Annotated in this window: 6 protein-coding genes; 5 read left to right on the forward strand and 1 reads right to left on the reverse strand. The window is 36.2% G+C overall.

Annotated elements, in window-relative coordinates; all coding sequences use genetic code 11:
* Positions 1-24: 24 nt before the first annotated feature.
* The 5 genes from IPM92_08935 to IPM92_08955 all read left to right on the forward strand — a co-directional run bounded on the left by IPM92_08935 (position 25) and on the right by IPM92_08955 (position 18,026).
* On the forward strand, positions 25-1,170 hold the full coding sequence (locus IPM92_08935) for a hypothetical protein (GenBank protein MBK9108479.1): 1,146 nt from the start codon (positions 25-27) through the stop codon (positions 1,168-1,170).
* Positions 1,167-7,658, forward strand: a complete 6,492-nt coding sequence (locus IPM92_08940; protein MBK9108480.1) for a hypothetical protein — start codon at positions 1,167-1,169, stop codon at positions 7,656-7,658. Before IPM92_08935 ends, IPM92_08940 begins: the two co-directional genes overlap by 4 nt.
* Positions 7,659-7,669: 11 nt before the next feature.
* The gene (locus IPM92_08945) at positions 7,670-14,845 is read left to right on the forward strand and encodes a hypothetical protein (GenBank protein MBK9108481.1); all 7,176 of its coding nucleotides are present in this window, start codon (positions 7,670-7,672) and stop codon (positions 14,843-14,845) included.
* 261 nt (positions 14,846-15,106) lie between these two features.
* Entirely contained in the window at positions 15,107-15,562 is a 456-nt protein-coding gene (locus IPM92_08950; protein ID MBK9108482.1) for a hypothetical protein, read from the forward strand.
* A gap of 22 nt (positions 15,563-15,584) precedes the next feature.
* Entirely contained in the window at positions 15,585-18,026 is a 2,442-nt protein-coding gene (locus IPM92_08955; GenBank protein MBK9108483.1) for a hypothetical protein, read from the forward strand.
* Between the two features lie 143 nt (positions 18,027-18,169).
* Here the strand turns inward: IPM92_08955 and IPM92_08960 are convergent.
* On the reverse strand, positions 18,170-19,240 hold a 1,071-nt coding region (locus IPM92_08960), incomplete at its 5' end, for a restriction endonuclease subunit R (GenBank protein ID MBK9108484.1).

The following is a 19,240-nucleotide window of genomic DNA, read 5'->3' on the forward strand; positions in this document are numbered from 1 at the left end:
AATAAAATAAAATAATATCAATAAATGAAATGGATTATTAAATTCCTTATCATTCTCTGTTCATTGTCTGGTGTCAGATCTCAATATAGTCTGACTGTAATGAGACCACAGGAGATGGCACTTAAGTCACTTCACTTATGGAATTGCATCATTCAAAATAACACTAATCTAGGCAATAAGGTCTATCTCATCGGAATGATATCCGAATTAAAGGCTGGCCGATTAGGAGAAGTGAGATCCGCAGATTTTATTCTACAAGTTGGAATGACCCAATTTAACACCCATAATTATTCGCCTTTACAACCGGAGCATGAAATTTACAAAAATAAAAAATTTGAAGACCATATCATTAGAACTAACCAATTGCCAAATGGTCAGTATACAATTTGTATTAGTATGTATGAAACTCAATCAAACAAATTACTAGCAACTAATTGTACACAAGTTACTGTGAATCTTGTTACACCTCCTATTCTCTTAAGTCCTGCAGATAAAAATGAATTATGTGACCCAAATCCCATTTTTACCTGGATCCCATACAGAGGATACGTTGATCCATCTCAGTTAAGCTATAAAATAAGTATTGTTGAAATTTTAAATCAACAAAAAGCATTAACTGCCATTAAAACCAATCCATGCTTTTATTGTGAATCATTTATCAAAGAACCCATTCATCAATTATCAATTGCATTCCAAGGATTTAAAGATGGCGCAAGATATGCCTGGTATGTTAGTGTTCTTGAGGGAAAGAAGGAAATATCCAGGACTGAAGTATGGGAATTTACATGGAAGCCTTGCCATGAAGATGATCCACCAGTTCATTCAGATGAGAAAGAAGAAGAAACAACAGCCATAAATAATCCTAGATTAAAAGGTCTAAAATATTTCTTTTTATATAGTAATGCAGCATTTCTAGAAACCGTTGAATCTGAAAATAAAAATGTAAATTTTTATATCAATAATCAACAATTATCAAAGTCAATGCGTGTGACTATTTTGAATGCACGTCGAGAAATAGTAGATCAATCTGTAAAACCTTTAGCTCCAGGATTTAATTTCTTCGATTTAAAACTTGCAAACAAAATTGCTTCGATAGAGAATCCTTATGAATTGCAATTGCTCTTTGATTCCGGATTAATTCAAAGTATTAAATACAAACTAAATCCATGAACATGTTTCAAATGAATATGATCAGAACTCAGAAAAAAGTAATTTCCATTTTTCTTATATTTCTTTTAATATCTAACCTTGGGCTGCAGGCATCAGCAATTTGGCAGCAGATCAAAGTTAAACCTGTGAATAATTATAAACCTAACTTAGTCTATGCAGAAAATACCAGAGATATCGAATCTAAAGTAATGACTGCGGAGCCTTTTAAAAATCGATCAACCGGAATTGTAAATAAATTACATAAAAAGAATGAATCGGCTCATCAAAAATCTGACGCGGGTGGGCCTACCACACCTGAAGTGCAGGGATTTACACAAACATCAGGTGAAAATTTAGTCAATCTAAGTACCGGTGATTTTAATTACTCTATTCCACTTTTAGATGTAGGAGGATATCCCATAGCCATAAACTATAATAGCCAAGTGCAGATGAATGATGAATCATCATGGGTTGGATTGGGATGGTCACTTAATGCAGGTTCCGTAAATCGCAACGTAAGAGGATTACCGGACGATTTTCGTGATGTTAGCCTTAGAAAAGAAGTAAATATAAAAGAAAAAGAGACTAAGGGAATTGGAATTGGTTTAGATATTGAATATGCAGGAATTGAAGCCGGTGGAGCACTGGATGTTGGAGGATCATTGTCGATGGAGATAGAACACGATAATTATGAAGGATATGCTGTTAATTTAGGAATCGGTGCTAATGCAAGATGTGGCAATAAAAGTTTTGGCGGATCTATTGGAATGGATATTGGCATCAGTTCAAATAAAGGAGCGAAGATGAGTCCCAGTTTAAGTATGAGTGGAAATTTTCAACAAGGTCATGCGAAAACCACCTTGGGCGGACATATAGGTATGGATTTTGAAAGTAGAGAAGGTTTAAAATCCATAAGTTATGGCATTTCAGCTAGAACTGAATTATTGAAAAAGAAAAATAGTGAAGAATATCATGAAAACGGAAATAAACTTCCCGGTTTTAGAACATCTTATTCACACAGCTTTGCAAGCCCAAGTTATAATCCGTCTTTTGAAATTCCTTATTCTAATTATTCTTCTCGTTATAAAGTTACATTGGGCGGCGAAGTTCAATACGTACACATTAGTGGCGAAGTAGAAATTAATGAACATAAACAAAATGTTTATAATTATATTAGTAAAAAAGCATTTGGTTATTTGTATTCTCAATATGCAACAGATGAAGACCTGTTGGATTATAATAGAGCTAATGAAGGTGTCTATTATAGAGAATTGCCAGCATTACCCATAACTTCATTCACTCATGATATTTATTCAGTTAGTGCTTACGGCCTCTCTGGATCTTTCAGGCCCATGAGAAATGATATTGGTACCATACATAGTGCAAAACACAAAAACACAAGCTTTACTTCAGAGTTTGGAGCAGAAGTTGGCATAGGCGCTTATTTCCATGGGGGCGGAAATATTATATTTGAAAATGGTGGCGATGTCACTCAAAAATGGTCACATGGAAACGAACTTGTAAATGCCTTTCAATTTGTAGATACAATTGTTGATCATCCACAGTATGAACCAGTATATTTCAAGAGCACCGGCGAATTAACTGCCATGCAAGATCTTGATATTTTTAATACAATGGGCGGATTCGAACCCGTTAGAGCTACTCTCCATAGAGGAGATGATTTGTCAACCGCTGATGCTACAAATTTATTAAGCAACGGTGTAAGCCTAGAAAATACGGATCAAACAGTATTTAAAGGTAGAAAAAACAGAAATAAACTAATGACTTACCGCACTCGATCTGAAATCAGACAAAGCGGTGAAGTGATATTAGCAGATCAATATGCGCATCCGGATTATAATTCTGGTTATTCACTTGATTCACCAATCTCTCCTTCTATCGAACAATCAGATGATCTCATTGAAGAAATCAATGTGATCAACGAAGAAGGCTTGCGTTATCAATTTGGACTTCCCGCGTATAATAATTTCATCGAAGAAATTAGTTTTAACATTAGTGCAGAATCAAGCGAAGATGAAAATGGGAATGTAATTATCTCAGATAACGAAATGTCAATCAATAATAGCAGTGGAGAAAAACATTTTTATAGTAAAACGACAACTCCCTCTCACGCCTATGCATGGCTTATTACAGGAATTTTTTCTCCGGATTATTCCGACATCACCAGAAACGGACCTAGCCCCGATGATTTAGGAACTTATACAGAGTTTAATTATATTAAAACGCATAACAATTATTTATGGAAAAATCCACATCAAAAAGATAGCGCACAGTTTCAAGAAGGTAACTTATATACAGAAGAAGATAATAGCGCTTCGGTTTTATTTGGAGGAAAAGAAATATATTATTTGCATCAAATTAAAACCAGGAATTATACTGCTCAATTTTATAGTAGTCCCAGGAGAGATGCTGTTGGAGTTGAAAATATTTATGGCGGCAACAAGCCTGGTTCACAACTGAATAAATTAGACAGTATAAGATTGTTTGCAAGTTATGCTAATACAGAATTAGTCAATCCAATTAAAACAGTTTATTTCGAATATGATTACTCATTATGCAATGGAAACCCAAGTACCGAAAAACAGGAATTGGATGTTACTCAAAATGGCAAACTATGCCTAAAAAAAATCTCCTTTTCATTCCAGGAATCCATGAAACACAAAGAAAGCCCATACGTATTCACTTATGCTGTTAACCCCAGCTATCATGGCGCAGATAATGACAGATGGGGAAACTACAAACCCAATCAGGAATCTTCTTCAGCAATGTCAAATGACCGGTTTCCTTATGTCACACAAGACAAAGAACTACAGGATCACAATGCTAAAGCTTGGCTACTAAGTGAAATAAAAACACCTTTAGGCGGAAAAATGAATATTGAATATGAGTCTGATGACTATTCATTTGTCCAGGATAAAAAAGCAATGTGCATGTATCAAATCATTGGTGTATCAAACACCATTAATGGAACCATAAATGGTCAATTGCGCAGGGATCATAATATTACACCTTATTTATTTTTTAATTTACCTCCGACCGTTACTTCAAATGAGCAATTATTTTCATTGTTAGAAGGAATTGAAGAATTATATTATAATGTAAAAATAAAAGTTGTCAATGCGGAAGGCGAACATCCAGATAGATATCAATATATACAAGGCTTTATGCCGCTTCAATTTCAGAGAAGTGACTCGTTAAGCAAATTTGGAATTCGGCAATATGAAGGAAGAAGCGCGGCATGGATAAAATTAAAAATAATCGCAGCTCAAGGTCAGGATGTTTTTAACAATAATGAAGAATATCCTTATGCTGATGAATGTATTACCAGCAGAGACCGGCTTGGTGTTTGTCTACATCCTTTCACACTTGGGGCATACGAATTTATTTGCGCGGAGGAACCTAAGTTGATCAAGCCTACACATGTAGAAATTGAACGAACAGGGAGTCAAGCTTTTACTGATTTAGAGCACACGTTTAATGAGGTTTTTGCACAAGGCCTTTTTAATTATTTGGCTAATTCAAGTCGGGCAGAATCCATTGATGCAAATCAGTCCTTTATAAGATTGAACCTACATAACGGAAGAAAATTAGGCGGAGGTGCTAGAGTTAAAAAAATTGAAATCAATGACCGTTGGGATCAGATGCAAATGTTTCCGGCTCACGGACAAAAAGCTGCCATTTATGGTGTGGAATATTCATATTCTGATAACAATCATTCCACGGGCGTTTCAAGTTACGAACCCTTAATTGGTAAAGATGAAAACGCCTTGGTGTTACCGGTGAAATATCGCCGTGTGAAAAAAAATGCAATTGATATCTCTAATTATCAGTTAGAACCACTGGGCGAAATATTTTATCCCGCTGCACAAGTCATTTATTCCAAAGTAACACAAAGGGCACTAACTCATCCCGGAGTAAATCAACATGGGACAGGATTTACGGTACATGAATTTTTTACTTCGAAGGATTTCCCGGTAATTGCCAAGGCAACAGATAAGTTTGCTGTAGGTAAAGAATTCATGATTCCGCTTCAGGTGTATAATCGCTCCGAAATTGCAGAAGTAGTCACTCAGGGATTTTATGTCGAGTTGAATAATATGGATGGCCAGTTAAAAAAGATATCGGAATATGATGAATATGGCAACCTGATTTCATTTACTGAAAATATTTATAAGACCCATGAAAATGGAAGTTTAAATAATTTAATAACCACCGTCAATGGTTCCACAGGAATTGTCGAAGAAAAACTAGCCGGAGTGGATTATGAGTGCATCGTTCATGCAGATAATTATATTACATTCAATGAAGGCGGTGGCGTACAATTAAATATTGATGTCTCTCCGGCCGGTCCAATTCCCTTTCCATTAATTGTACCTGTGCCGGTAGTGAATCAATTCTATACAGAATTTAGAGGGCATACGATAACAAAGCTAATAACACGGGTTGGAATTCTTGAACGCGTTCGTAAGATGAAATTGGGTTCAGTTACGGAATCACAAAATCTTGCTTATGACCAGGCCACCGGAAGAGTTATTGTCACTTCCAGTGATAATGAATTTAATAAAAAATATTATACGGTTGACCTGCCGGCGCATTGGGCTTATCCTAAGATGGGTCATTCATCAAAAAATAGTTCACTGGTTCTAAAAAATATTCATGTAAGTTCAGCCATCATTTTTCTTCCTAATATCGAAAATTTATTATCCCAGGGAGATGAGTTTATAACATTAAAAAAAGATCATCCTTCATTAGGAATTCGATTATGGGTCTATAGCGTGGATGGAAATTCAGTAAGATTTATTCGGGAAAACGGAAGCTCATTTGGCGATCCTGGTTTCTATGATTTTTATTTATTGAGATCCGCTAATAGAAATCAAATTTCAGCTTCTGTTGGTTCCTTTATTTGTACTGAAAACCCTTTATCGTCTGGCAGGCTGAATTTATTACCTAATGAGATACTATTAACGAGTGCAATAGAATATAGTGATTACTGGCAGTCCGAATTGGCATTTGCAGTGACTCAGGAAACTGGAGATTGCGAATGCGATGCTAAAAAATTAAACCTCTATGGTGTACCTATAAATGCATCAAAAGGTTTGAGGTATCCGGATGATCTGAGAAGAAGTCATTCTTCGACAATACACAGTGCTCATCGGATCACTATTTTCGACAGCCTTCATAATTGTTCAATCGTAATTGCCACGAAAGACGAAAGTCCGTTCAAGGATTCAATTCAGAATCTGGTATTTATAATCCCTGAAGTTTCCAAATTAGATTGCGCCTCAAGCGGCTATTTAGAAGCAAGAATGAAAACAAATTCCGGATATCAATACATTGTTTTAACAACGGATTGTTGGGAGCTTATTGAATGCCATTCTAAACCAGGCCGCGTAAATGTTGATTGCGGCGGTACAACTGGAATACAAAATCCTTTTCTGCGCGGAATATTTGGGAACTTCAGACCGATTACTTCCTATTCCTATTTAACAAAAAGAAATACAGGAAGAATTGATCAATCAGGCTTTTTAGAAAATTATTTGCCCTATTGGGAATTCTCAAGAAATGGATTATCTAAATCCGGAAATCTAAGCAATTGGCAAAGGGTGGATTCAGTGATCGTGTTTAATTCCCGAGGAGCAACACAGGAAGTTTGGAATGCCTTGAATATTCCTTCCTCAAGCCAGTATCATTTTGGAAAATCATTGGTGTGTGCACAGGCACTGAATGCATCATATACCGACATTGCCTTCGATGGATTTGAAGATTATACATTTAATACAGATCGGTATGGGCCCAATTGTGAGATTATTTCACACTTTACATTAGATATCGGGCATGCCAGGGGTGATCTCATCATTCGGGATTACATAACAGATGAATTTTCTCATACAGGTAATTATTCCTGTAAAATTTTACCCGGTATTGAAAGAAATTATAATTACTCATGCAAATCAAATTCAAGAAGGCCAGATCGAAATGCAAGAACTTCAGGAACCGAATTTATAAGCCATCCTGCAGATTTGATTCTTCCATTTGCTCCTACTGCAGGTACTCATTTTTTCATTTCTACATTGGTTAATGCCAATTCTTCAATCTTGTCTACGTACAGAGATGCAGCAACCATGATAATAAATGGAGTAAATTTTAGACCTGATGGACCTATCATAGATGGATGGCAGCAAATCAAAGGGAATTTTACACTCTCACCATCTGCTATTGATATCCACATTTCCTTAAGTGCGACATCAACAGCAGCAGTTTATTTCGATGATATAAAAATTGAACCTGATGCGTCGGTGATGGAAAATTATATTTATACATCCGATTATTTTCGACTTCAGGCCAAATTAGATGACTTAAATTATGCATCCTTTTACGAGTATGATGCAGAAGGAAAATTGGAAAGATCTAAAAGAGAAACAGAAGTGGGCATTTATACCATCCAGGAATCCAGATCTGAGCTTCCTAAAGGATTAAATAACCGATAAAATCACAGGAAATGAAAAGAAATATTTTGTTCATGCGGTATTTCCTGATCCTACTAATAATCTTTTGTAATTATAAAATAACTTTTGCACAGGAAATAAGTCAAATCGGCACAAATGGAGTTTCCAGATTTGAATACGGGCTCCTAAATGATATCAGGAATTCTCACAGCGCTATAAAAGATACGATTTATAATTCGGATTTTATTGCAAAAACAGGTGCAGCATTATCAGGAACGCCATTAAAACGATTGAAAGAATCTGCATTAGTTATTGGATTCATGACCAACCCTTCGTTATCTGTCTTTGAAATAAAAGATCATCAAACTGAAGTTTGTTTTAAAATTCTTTTTAAAAAACTAGGCTCCTCAAGCTTAGATAGCGTTCGATCCAAATTAGATGTAAACTATAATAGCATTAGTGGAAGCAATTATAAGGCAAAGGATTATTTTGTATTAGATAGTGTTATATGGGCTGAAATAACAATAGATACTTTCATTTCCAGTATTCCCTTAAGTGATCCCGACTCGGTTTCAGTTGTATTATTGGAATCACAAATTCTGGGAATCGAACAATCGAAGATTCCTGCGTCAGGTACCATTTTACTCAGTCATCCAATTTCAGCTCAGTTTTTAGGCAGATATATAGAAATGTCCTGGAATCCAATTCTTTGGGCTGAAAGTTATGACCTTGAATGGAAATTTGTAGATGGATATTCCACTAAAGAAATAGACTTTAAGAAAAATGCAACGAGAATAAATCTTCAGCAAGTAAATTATAAGATACCGGCCATTGCTTCCAAATCAAAATTTGTTTGCAGATATCGAGCAAGAGGAATTCATGAAAATGGAAATATATATTATGGGCCCTGGTCGAGAGCAAGTAATGTATTAATGATTGACGGCGATAAAATTTTTGAAAAAGATTCAAAGCCCTGGCAATACATCGCAAATTATGCCGAAAACGGATTAAGAAAAGATCTGTTAAAATATTCTGATGGTAGCGGAAGAGAGCGACAAGCCATTACAAAACTCAGCACCGATGGTAATCATTTGATTGCAGCAGAACAATATTACGATTTTCAAGGAAGACCAGTTGTACAGACTTTGCCGGTACCGCTTAAGTCAAAAGGCTCTGGAACAATTTCCACCTGGTCCTTTCCTTTTGGGAACAGCAGAAATACAGGAGCAACATCAGGAGCCCATACAGGAGCAGAAATCGACAGAAGATTCTTGCCCAGTGGTTTTGATTTGTATCCGGCCGGACGCGATTTACCTTCCGGGAGAAGTGGACCTGATTTTACAGATTTATCAAATTATTATGAACATGAACCCGATTTGAATTTTATTCCGAAATTGAATGTCAATGAATCAGGTGAGCAATATTCAGCAGAAGATTTTGATAAAGATGTTCTGAATAGTTGCAATCCGGAATTCCGGGCTAAACCCATGGGCACAACTTCAGGAGCAGGAAAATATTATAGTCCGTCGAATGATTTTGAAGGATTTCATAAAGAAGACATTCCAATCGCAGACGGATACCCATTCTCCCAAGTAGAATACACTCCCGATAATACCGGCAGAGTAAAAAGCAGTACACTGATGGGAAGAGACTTTCAAATAGGCTCAGGCAAAGAGAACAAATATTATTACACCACTCCATCACAGGAAGAATTATTTCGAATGTTTGGATCAGAAGTTGGAGAAGCACGGAAGTACACCAAAGTCATTTTGAAAGATACCAATGGCCAGCTATTTGTCAGTTATCAAAACGCTAAAGGCCAAAATATTGCAACTGCGCTGACAGGTGACTGCCCTACCAATCTTACAGCAATTCCCGATTCAGACATTGATATCAATCAAGAAACCCGATTTGATGTTATGGAACAAAGCAATGTTATTGACATCCATGAAGGAGTCTCTATGGCCAGCCAGAGTATTTTTGTAGATCGCGATAATTCTACCCTAACGATACAATATAACTTGGACCCAGCATCTCTACGTACTATTATTTGCAGACAAAACCTTTGTTACGATTGTCCTAAAAACTTAGTCCTGAAATTAGTCAGTTCATGTGGTGATGTTTTTTTAAATAAATCGATACCAATAGGACCAAGAAAAGATACAGATACCTCGAGATGCAACATGGGAGAAGGTATAAACCTAAATATTCCCATAACGAATTTGAAAATAGGTGAGTATTATTTAACCAAGTCATTAGAATTAGATCAAGAAGAAAGTGAAAAATATATTCTTGATTTTGTAAAAAAGGACACTGCATGTTATGTTCCAAATATTCCTGCTCCATTTCCTTGTATCACAGCTCCTAGTTGCATACCCTGCGTTTTTGAAATTGCAAGCGGATATTACCTGCGAAGTGTAGGAAATAATCCCTTGTGCAGTAAAAATTGTCCCGAAACAGAGTTGCTCTTTGATGCAAATAATTTCAATCAATTGATGAATGATTATTTGCCACCTAATGGGCAATTTGCCTGGACAGATCCCCGAAATATCGATTCCTTTAAAATATCAATTTTCAATCTAAGATCATTGGGAATAAACTACACCATGATCCCAAATTTTTACTATAGGAATATGGATGGAACCGTCTCATGGATTGATATTACCGGTCTCAGAGAAAGCTTTGATTTTGCAGAAGGTCGGTCGGCTGAAACCTATAAAATAGAAGGCGGAAGGAGATACACGATTCCTCAAAATATTACAAACATAGAATTTCTGAAATCCATATGGAAGGAATCCTGGTCTGAAATTTTTGTAAGGTTTCATCCGGAATATCCCTTTTTAAAATGGAATAATGAACATATTACAAGCCTTGAATATGACCGCAAGATGAATGCTGAACATAATTTTGACGAAGCGGTTAGAAAAGGCTTTATGAAAACCGACGTCTTGATTGATTTAGAATATATCAACCGGGATCCTTTTTTCAATACAGCATCCGATCTCATTAAAACTGATTTTTTAAATAAATTATCTCGTCACACGGCAATTGGTTCAGGTGACTATATGAATATTTTTGAAATTGTAGTACACTCCATGTTTTGCAATTCCAGAATATATAGGGACGGTATTAACAATGATCCATTAGAATTGAGAACTTGCATTAATGATAACAAAACCAGATTATTAAGCTTAAATGATGAAGCAAAAACCTTTGCCTGGAATGCTTATAAAGGCATTTATCAGAGTGAAAAACAAAAATACATAGATAGTATTCGTTTTGTCGATGTAAAGTCTGCTTATGCATCTTCACCACATATTTTATATCCTGCACTTTGTATGGGAAGAGACCATGGAGCTATATGTCATCATTGTCCATCAGAAGCCGGAAGTATAGCCGAACCTGGATTGACCATCATTAATTTACTTCGAAGAATGAAAGCGAAGTTTTTACACGCCAGTTGTATTACTACTTCGCGTTTGCCAATGTTTGATACTTTGGGAATTCGTTTTCTCAATGTTCAGGAAGCAGCTGCTTATGCCCGTTGGAAAGTAATTGCAAATTGTAATATTTCGTCTTCTGCCTATGATCTTCAGAGCATGTTGAATGCTTTGGTTGTTGATCTCGGAAAGCCTGGAAATAATTTGAGTCTTCCCCGTATTGATTTGAATGGAATACCACCTTCTGTTATTCCGGATAGCATTGTAAAGACATTTAGAAACATGCTTTCACCACATTATTACTGGAAATCAACTATTAGAGGAAATGAATTGGAAGCCGAAATACTAGATCAGCTCAATGCCGTTCAAACAAGAATGTTGTTTCGAAAAACAGACCTTGCCTCCTGGAGTGACATCATATATTTTACTTGCATGAGACAAAGTAGTCGCCCCGGAGAAAGGAAATTTTATTTAAATGCTTTTGTCAAGGATACACATAAGATAGAGATCGAATTAAGTATTGAAACAGAATCCTTGTGGAATCAATTAAAGTACAATCTCAATGAGATAACTGAATTGTTAAAAAAACTTCCTAAAAAATTGAGATTATACCCACCACAGAATTCTGAGAATTCCTGCTGCATCGATTTGTTATTTCCAGAAGTTCCTTTCAAAGATAAATGCAAAGAAGAATCCAGAGCAGATTACAACGCTTCCATTTATGCTGCAAAATTATTTCGTGCAAAATTGATTTATGATAGTCTGAGGGCTTTGTATAATAAATCCTGCATTCTCAGCGGAAATGAGCGATGTGTAATTCTGCAAAATCAAAAAATGTATCAGTTTACTTTGTTTTATTATGATCAGGCTGGCAATTTAACAAGAACAGTTCCACCAAAAGCTGTTCATGTGATGACTGACGTATCAAGAGTTAGAATTGGATCAGATTCGGGAATTTTTCCAGTTCATCATAATAACTTAAGTACAAGTTATCAATATAATTCATTGAATGCCAAACTTAGCAAAACTACGCCAGATGGAGGAACTACTAAATGGTGTTATGATGAGGTGGGTAGAATTATTTTATCACAAGATGCGGTGCAAAGATCATCTAACGAAGCTAGCTATATAAGTTATGATGCAAGGTCGCGTATTAAAGAATCAGGTGCGATTCAATCTTTTGATCGCATCCATGAAAGCATAGATAATGGAATAATGAAATATCTGAGATATTACTCCGTGCTTGAGGCAAGATCAACATTCAAAAAAGAATATACCGTAACGAAATACGATCTTGCTGAAACCTCAAGAGAAGTTTTAAACCAATTTACCTCTGGGCAAAATAACTTACGAAACAGAGTATCATCAGTTAAATATTACAACTCGGGTACGGATTTAATGCATGCCGTTTATTTTAATTATGACATTAGCGGTAACACGAAAGAAATAGTTCAGGACTTTTCCGGCATGAGAACTTTGACCGGAATGTCAGAAGAAATTGCAAGACTACATAGATACAAAAAAATAAAATATCGATACGATGTATTAACAGGTAAAGTACACGAAACAGCTTATCAACCGGGCAAGTTGGACCAATTCTATCGATGGTATTATTATGATGCAGATAACCGCCTGACCAAGGTAAAAACAGGATTTAGCCCTTATGAACCAGAATTGTATAAAGATGTAGATGCCAGCTATGAATACTACTTACATGGTCCTGCGTTAAACGCAAAACTTGGCATGGAAAACATACAGGAATTGGATCTGACGTATACCATCAACGGATGGCTGAAAAAATTGAATCATCCAGACCTGGAAGTATCAGAAGATGGAAACTATTTAAAAGACGTTTTGGCTTATCAACTTCATTACTATAATAATGATTTCCGTGGCACAGGAGATCTTATAGAAAGTATACTACCGACTGGAGTACAAAACAATTATACCGGAAATATTACTGGAATCGCTATGAAAAACATTGGATTAGATCAATTGACCCATATTCATTCTTATCATTATGATCAGCTAAACCGTTTGACCGCATCGAATATGGGAATAGGAAATCGATATTCGATGAACATCTCCTATGATAAAAATGGGAATATAAAAACTTTGAATCGATTTGATGGTAAAGGTAATGAGTTTGATCATCTTACTTATAATTATAATGACGACACCAACAATCAATTACAATATATTACAGATCCCCGCGGACAATTATTGAGTGGAGAAAATAAGGATCTTCAAACTCAGCCCTCCGAAAACTATCGATACGATGTCAAAGGAAGGTTGTTGCATGATATTTCAGAGGGAGGCATGAACTTGAGTTGGTTATCTAATGACAAATTGAAAGAAGTAACTAATGCAGAAGGAAGCAGTCAACTATACTATGACACTTGGGGAAGACGCATTATGAAAAACCATGTTTCAGCTTCGGGACAAAGAAATATGGAATATACGATTAGGGATATCGCAGGGAATATTCTGGCTGAATATGCGATTAAAGAAAATCAAATCCAGCTCAATAATTTTCCTATATATGCAGGATCTCGCATTGGAGTAATTCAACTTGACACATTGTTAGCTAGCTTTAATTCAAAAAAATGGAATCAGTATCGCGGGCATAAATTATATGAACTAAAAAATCAAATTGGTGATATCAATGTATTGGTATCAGATCGTAAATATTCTGATGGAGTTGAATTTAAAACAGACATTCGCAAAGCAACTGACTATTATCCGTTTGGAATGATTATGCCAGGTAGAGATAGTTCTACAACAAATTATCGATATGGATTCCAAGGGATGGAACAAGATAATAATTTTAAAGGGGAAGCTAATTCCTATACTACTGAATTCAGACAATATGATCCTAGGGTTGGGAGATGGTTGAGCGTTGATCCAATGGAGGAGAAGTATCCAAGTTGGAGTAATTATGTTGCATTTGATGATAATCCAATAGGCTTAGTTGATCCTAAAGGCGCCCAAAGTTCACCTCCTTCACCTGTAGGAAATGATCAATCTCAGTCAGCGCAAGAAAGTGACAGGGATGATCCAAGAGGAATTTCTAGAGCAGAGGATCATAATGATGGCGCAATAGGCTTTTTCGTTTGGGCTGCTGGAGCAGTAGGCAATGCTGTTACTTCAGCTATTGACGGAGTGCTAATCACTTCAAGTGTTGAGACTCATTCAATGATAACGGGAGATTATACAACAAATACCAGAGATAATATCCGAGAAGTTTCTGGCTTAAATGCAATTGCATTAGGAGTAGTGTCGATTTTTTCTACCGGTTCATCTATTACGATGACCCATGATGAAGAACAGGAATTAGTGAGAATGGTAAGATCCGGATTAATTCCAGAAATCGTGAGAGCAAATTTAAGGAGAATGTTTCCAAATGCAAATCAAAGACAAATTGATGCTGCAACAGACATGATAACTGTATTTGCTCCCCCGTCTGGCATTGACGATATTGCTTCTGATGGAGCAACTCATATTACAACTCAAGCTAGACCAACAATTTTAAGAGAACAAGCAAGAGCGAGAGGTCGTGCTCGTGTTGATGCCAGACGATCTGCTGAAGCCTCTCAAACTCCAAGTACCCCATCTCCCCCACCTTCACAAGCCCCATCTCGACCTCCTGCGCAAACTCAACCTAGTATACCGGGAGTTACTCCAGGAGAAGCAAGGAGAAGAACAGATCAAGCTGCTGCAGCAAGGCGAGTTCCTCAAAGCGAAAGAGCAAGAAGATCTGGAGTTGGAAGAAGACCATCTAGAAGGTAGAATTGATGAATAACAAAATATTATTCATAATTAAGTATATTATAAAATTACAAAATACTTGACTTATAAAAATGTCTATAAATACATTCAATACAAATGAATAGAGCTGAGCAAAACCAAGATCTCTTACAAAATAAATAAAATATTATCCATTTCAACAAATTTATTTTAAACTTGATACTACTTATTACTCAATAATTAATTTTTGCTATTAATGTAAAATATTCCAACTTAAAATTTACGAAATTTATAACTTATTATATGAAAAACAAATTTTTATTCATTCTCCTCCCTTTGTTTATCCTTTCCTGTGGAAATGATGATGCAACTCCCGATAACAACAACAATTCCTCATTCTCTGTAAAAATCGATGGAGTATTATGGCAAGCAAGCCTGGTTGTTTTAAACGAAGTCGATGAATCAACCGAACAATTTGCCGTAAGCGCATTGAATGCGAATCAAGGTGAGACCATTGGATTTACCTTCGATTACTTTGCAGGGAATGGAACTTATCCTGTATCGAAAGATCTTCAGCCGGTGATGACTTACGGTCGCTCTGATAGAAAAACTTTCTTCAATAAAACTGCAGGTAATATGTCTGTTATAGTAACAGGAACTGAGACCGTGGCAGGTGTAAAGAAAGCTCATGGAACTTTTACTGGAACACTAGAGTCATCTGATGGAGAAAAAGTGCAACTTACCGAAGGAAAGTTTTAAGTAATTTTTGTAATTACATTTAATGAAAAATATTCTACTCCTATTATTACTTCTAAATGTGATTCCGGTAATTTCACAGATACAAGATATATCTTCTTTAGAACCCACAGAAGTTTGGAACCTCACCATTCAAAATTCCAAGGCACAACATGTTTATCTTTTAGGTATCATCAAAAATGAAAAAGATAATATTTTAGTCGAATTTAGATCAGAGACAATATTCTTAGAGCAAGGTGTTATCGTCCTAAGCAATGATAAGGTAAAAACAATTAAAACGGATTGGAAAGATGCCAGTTCACAACAAACTGTAGTTGCTACCGGTAATTTTCCAAAGGGGACTTATTCTGTCTGTACAAAAGTGATGAGCAAATCCACTAACAAAGAAATTGCAAGTCCTTGCCGCACGATTAAATTTAATGCACTTCTAATTCGAAAAAATGATCCATCCAAATACAAAAACATTCATGCCTATGGCTCAGCAAGTTTAGATTATAATTATGCTGAACCCCTTCCCTACTATTCTCAATTACCTTCACAGTATATGCGACTTGAAGCAGAGCAAGGTCTGAGTGTGTATTCATTTCCCATTTCAGGAATGTTTCGATACTCTACAGAAAAGACTGAAATAAAGCAGGATGTTGATATGTTTTCATTGCGATTTGACCGAAGCCGGTTTGAGCGAAATATCAAAGAACTAATCTTAAGAAAACTTGCAGAGACCCAATTGAAAAAAGTAAAAATGAATGAATCAGATCTGCAAAAACTAACAGAATATGAACGCCTGGATGAAGAGTTAAGTTCTTCTGCAATCGCTAAGATAAATGAAGAAATGATCCAGACTAAGGAACAACTGACAGCATTGGGCAAACAGAAAATCGCTCCTGGACTGGAAGAAAAAGTAAGCAGCCTTCAAAAGACTTACAAGCAGTTACTTGAGAAAAAGAGAAGATACGATGATATAAAAAACAGGTATGACCAATTAAATAAACTATATCAAACATGGGTGGTTTCCGGAAGATTAGAAGAACTGAAAAGTCTGGTATATGATCCTCCTGATTTCTCTGATCCAAAGGAATTATTGCCTTATTTAAAAAAATATGGCGCATATACCGGAATGAATAAGTTTTTGTTCAACATTAAAGAATTAAGCATTGGAACATCCTACCCTGCATATACCCCTTTGACATTAAATGGCACACAAGTATCCGGAGGGAATCTGGAATGGAATCCAGGATTGTTTTTTGTTGCAGTGTGTGGAGGAAAAATTCACTCATCAGTTTCTTTATTGACGGATAGTCTACAAGCCCAATTTACCCAAAAGGTATTAGGAACGCGATTGGGATTCGGAAAAATATATGGCTCCTATTTGTCTTTGAATGTAATTCACTATTGGGACAAAGACAGTTCTATTATAACGGCTCCGGATCAGGAATTATATCCTGAAAAATCCTGGGTATCGTCCATCGATTTTAATCTAAATGTCGGTAAGAACAAATGGTTTCAGATGAGTGGGGAACTGGCCGGGTTGTATGCAAATCAGAATAACTACGACACTGCACGATATCCGGCAACCAGCCTTAGCACCACAATTTCAGAGGAGTTGAATAATATTTTTTCATTTCAGCCTAATCGCTCCAGTAGTTTCGATTTAGCTTATCATGCGAATATTGGATTCAATTTGTTTAGAGACAATACCCATCTTGAGTATGAAAGAAGATTTGCAGGTCCGGGTTTTATGCATCCGGGGGTGTTCGGACTTCCCAATGATCTTCAAAGAAACAAATACAGCATCAAGCAGGAAATGCTCGATGATAGGACAAGTCTTTCAGTTTACTTTACGGAAGAAAAAGATAATTTTTCTGAATCCAAGTCATATCGTTCCGATAGGAATGAAATCGGCCTCGAATGGCGATGGAATTCTAAGAATCTACCGGATATAAATGTACGAATTGCACAATCCAGGATCAAGAATCCATTTTATTATTTTCATTCCACGCTTTCACAGATTGGCTTAAGCAAACCCTGGAATATAAAAGGCAAATGGTCTGCTCATTCAACTATTCAAGCCATGTATTATATTACAAGCACCGACAGTGTTCAACAACAAATCAATACTCTTTATTTATTCGTACAGCAATCAATCAACCTCCCGAAAGGGTTTCAAATTCAAGTGAATGGCCAATGGTCCAATAATTCAGTTGCTGGTTTAAGTAATAATATTTCAGGTTGCAACATCAATATTTCCAAATCGCTATTTAAAAGGATAAGAATTGGCACAGGAATCGCTTATACAAAACAAGATTCCATCAATCGATTTTCAATTTCAGCAAACCTTCAAGGAAATTTAATCAGAAATATGGATTTTTACATAAGATATAACAACAACAGATTCTCATCTTACCCAAATTACATAGGTACTTATCAGGAAAATTGGTTGCAGGCTGGAGTTAAATATTCTTGGTAATTTGTCAATTTGTCTCACTTCATTTTTGAACAATTAATCGGCTTGTTAGGTTCTTTTAAAAACTTAACTTCAACGTTGGCTTTTATGGATTTTAAATGTACTGGATAGCTGTCCGTTGGCTAAATGTCTCTGTTGTCCTGTCATTACGCTACTTTTTGTTTATAAAGATGTTCTTGAAATTCTATAAACAGTCGACTGATGTTTGCCACGTCTCCCAAAATTTCTTTTGCGTCTTCCAATGATTGATACTTGTTTGTCAGCAAGATTGGAAGTTTCTCTTGGTCGAGTTCGTCTACGCCTGTTTCAATGTATTTGCTCAAAACGAACGTTATGAACTCTCGTTGTTTGTCGTTGAGTAAGGCAAAGATTGTCGCTTCGGCAGCTTTGGCTCGGGCTTCTCTAGTCATTGCGATATAGTCGCCATTGAAAACGTATTCCAACACATCATACAAGTCACTTTTTTCCATATCTACCAACTTTTGCAAAGTCAATAAATCGTCTTTCGGGAAACCTGCTGCATCTAAATTTTCAAGTAATACCTTTCTTGTCATTGGATTGCTCCAAAGTTTCCGCAATTCTTCTTCGTCTTTAAAAAGTTTAGGCAATTCGCCAAATAGATTATTCAAAAATTCTTCTGCTGAAATGGGTTTGCCGTCTGCACTCCAAAACGAAGTGGAAACCATATGTTGGATTTCTCTTTCTTTTCCGTTGCGAAGTTTGATTTTTATTTTAGGCTTCTTTGGAGTGTGTTCGCCTGAGTCTAAAATTTCTGGGGTGTGAGTCGGTTCAAGTATTGGATAAAGATTAGGTTCTTTTGGCTCTTCTCCAATCGGCTCACCGTCCCATTCAGGGTCTGAAAAGTGCTTGTAGGCATCTACAAAGTCGTAAATGGTGAAAAACTCTTTGTCGTCAAATAAGCGTGTACCACGGCCAACGATTTGTTTAAACTCAATCATTGAATTGACTGGACGAAGCAAAACGATATTGCGAATGTTCCGTGCATCAACTCCTGTTGAGAGTTTTTGCGAAGTGGTCAGAATGGTTGGAATTGTTTTTTCGTTGTCCTGAAATTCCCGCAACAGTCTTTCGCCTTCTTCTCCATCATTGGCAGTAACTCGAACGCAATAAAAAGGGTCTTTGCTTTTGGCATTTTGGTTTACCAAATCTCTTATCAATGCTGCGTGTGCTTGATTGGCACAAAAGATTATTGTCTT

Source organism: Saprospiraceae bacterium (assembly GCA_016719615.1).
Lineage (GTDB): Bacteria > Bacteroidota > Bacteroidia > Chitinophagales > Saprospiraceae > Vicinibacter.

Bases quoted from the DNA above. Each gene is read 5' to 3' on its own strand.
- IPM92_08935 (MBK9108479.1), top strand. From the start codon at position 25: ATGAAATGGATTATTAAATTCCTTATCATTCTCTGTTCATTGTCTGGT.
- IPM92_08940 (MBK9108480.1), top strand. From the start codon at position 1,167: ATGAACATGTTTCAAATGAATATGATCAGAACTCAGAAAAAAGTAATT.
- IPM92_08945 (MBK9108481.1), top strand. From the start codon at position 7,670: ATGAAAAGAAATATTTTGTTCATGCGGTATTTCCTGATCCTACTAATA.
- IPM92_08950 (MBK9108482.1), top strand. From the start codon at position 15,107: ATGAAAAACAAATTTTTATTCATTCTCCTCCCTTTGTTTATCCTTTCC.
- IPM92_08955 (MBK9108483.1), top strand. From the start codon at position 15,585: ATGAAAAATATTCTACTCCTATTATTACTTCTAAATGTGATTCCGGTA.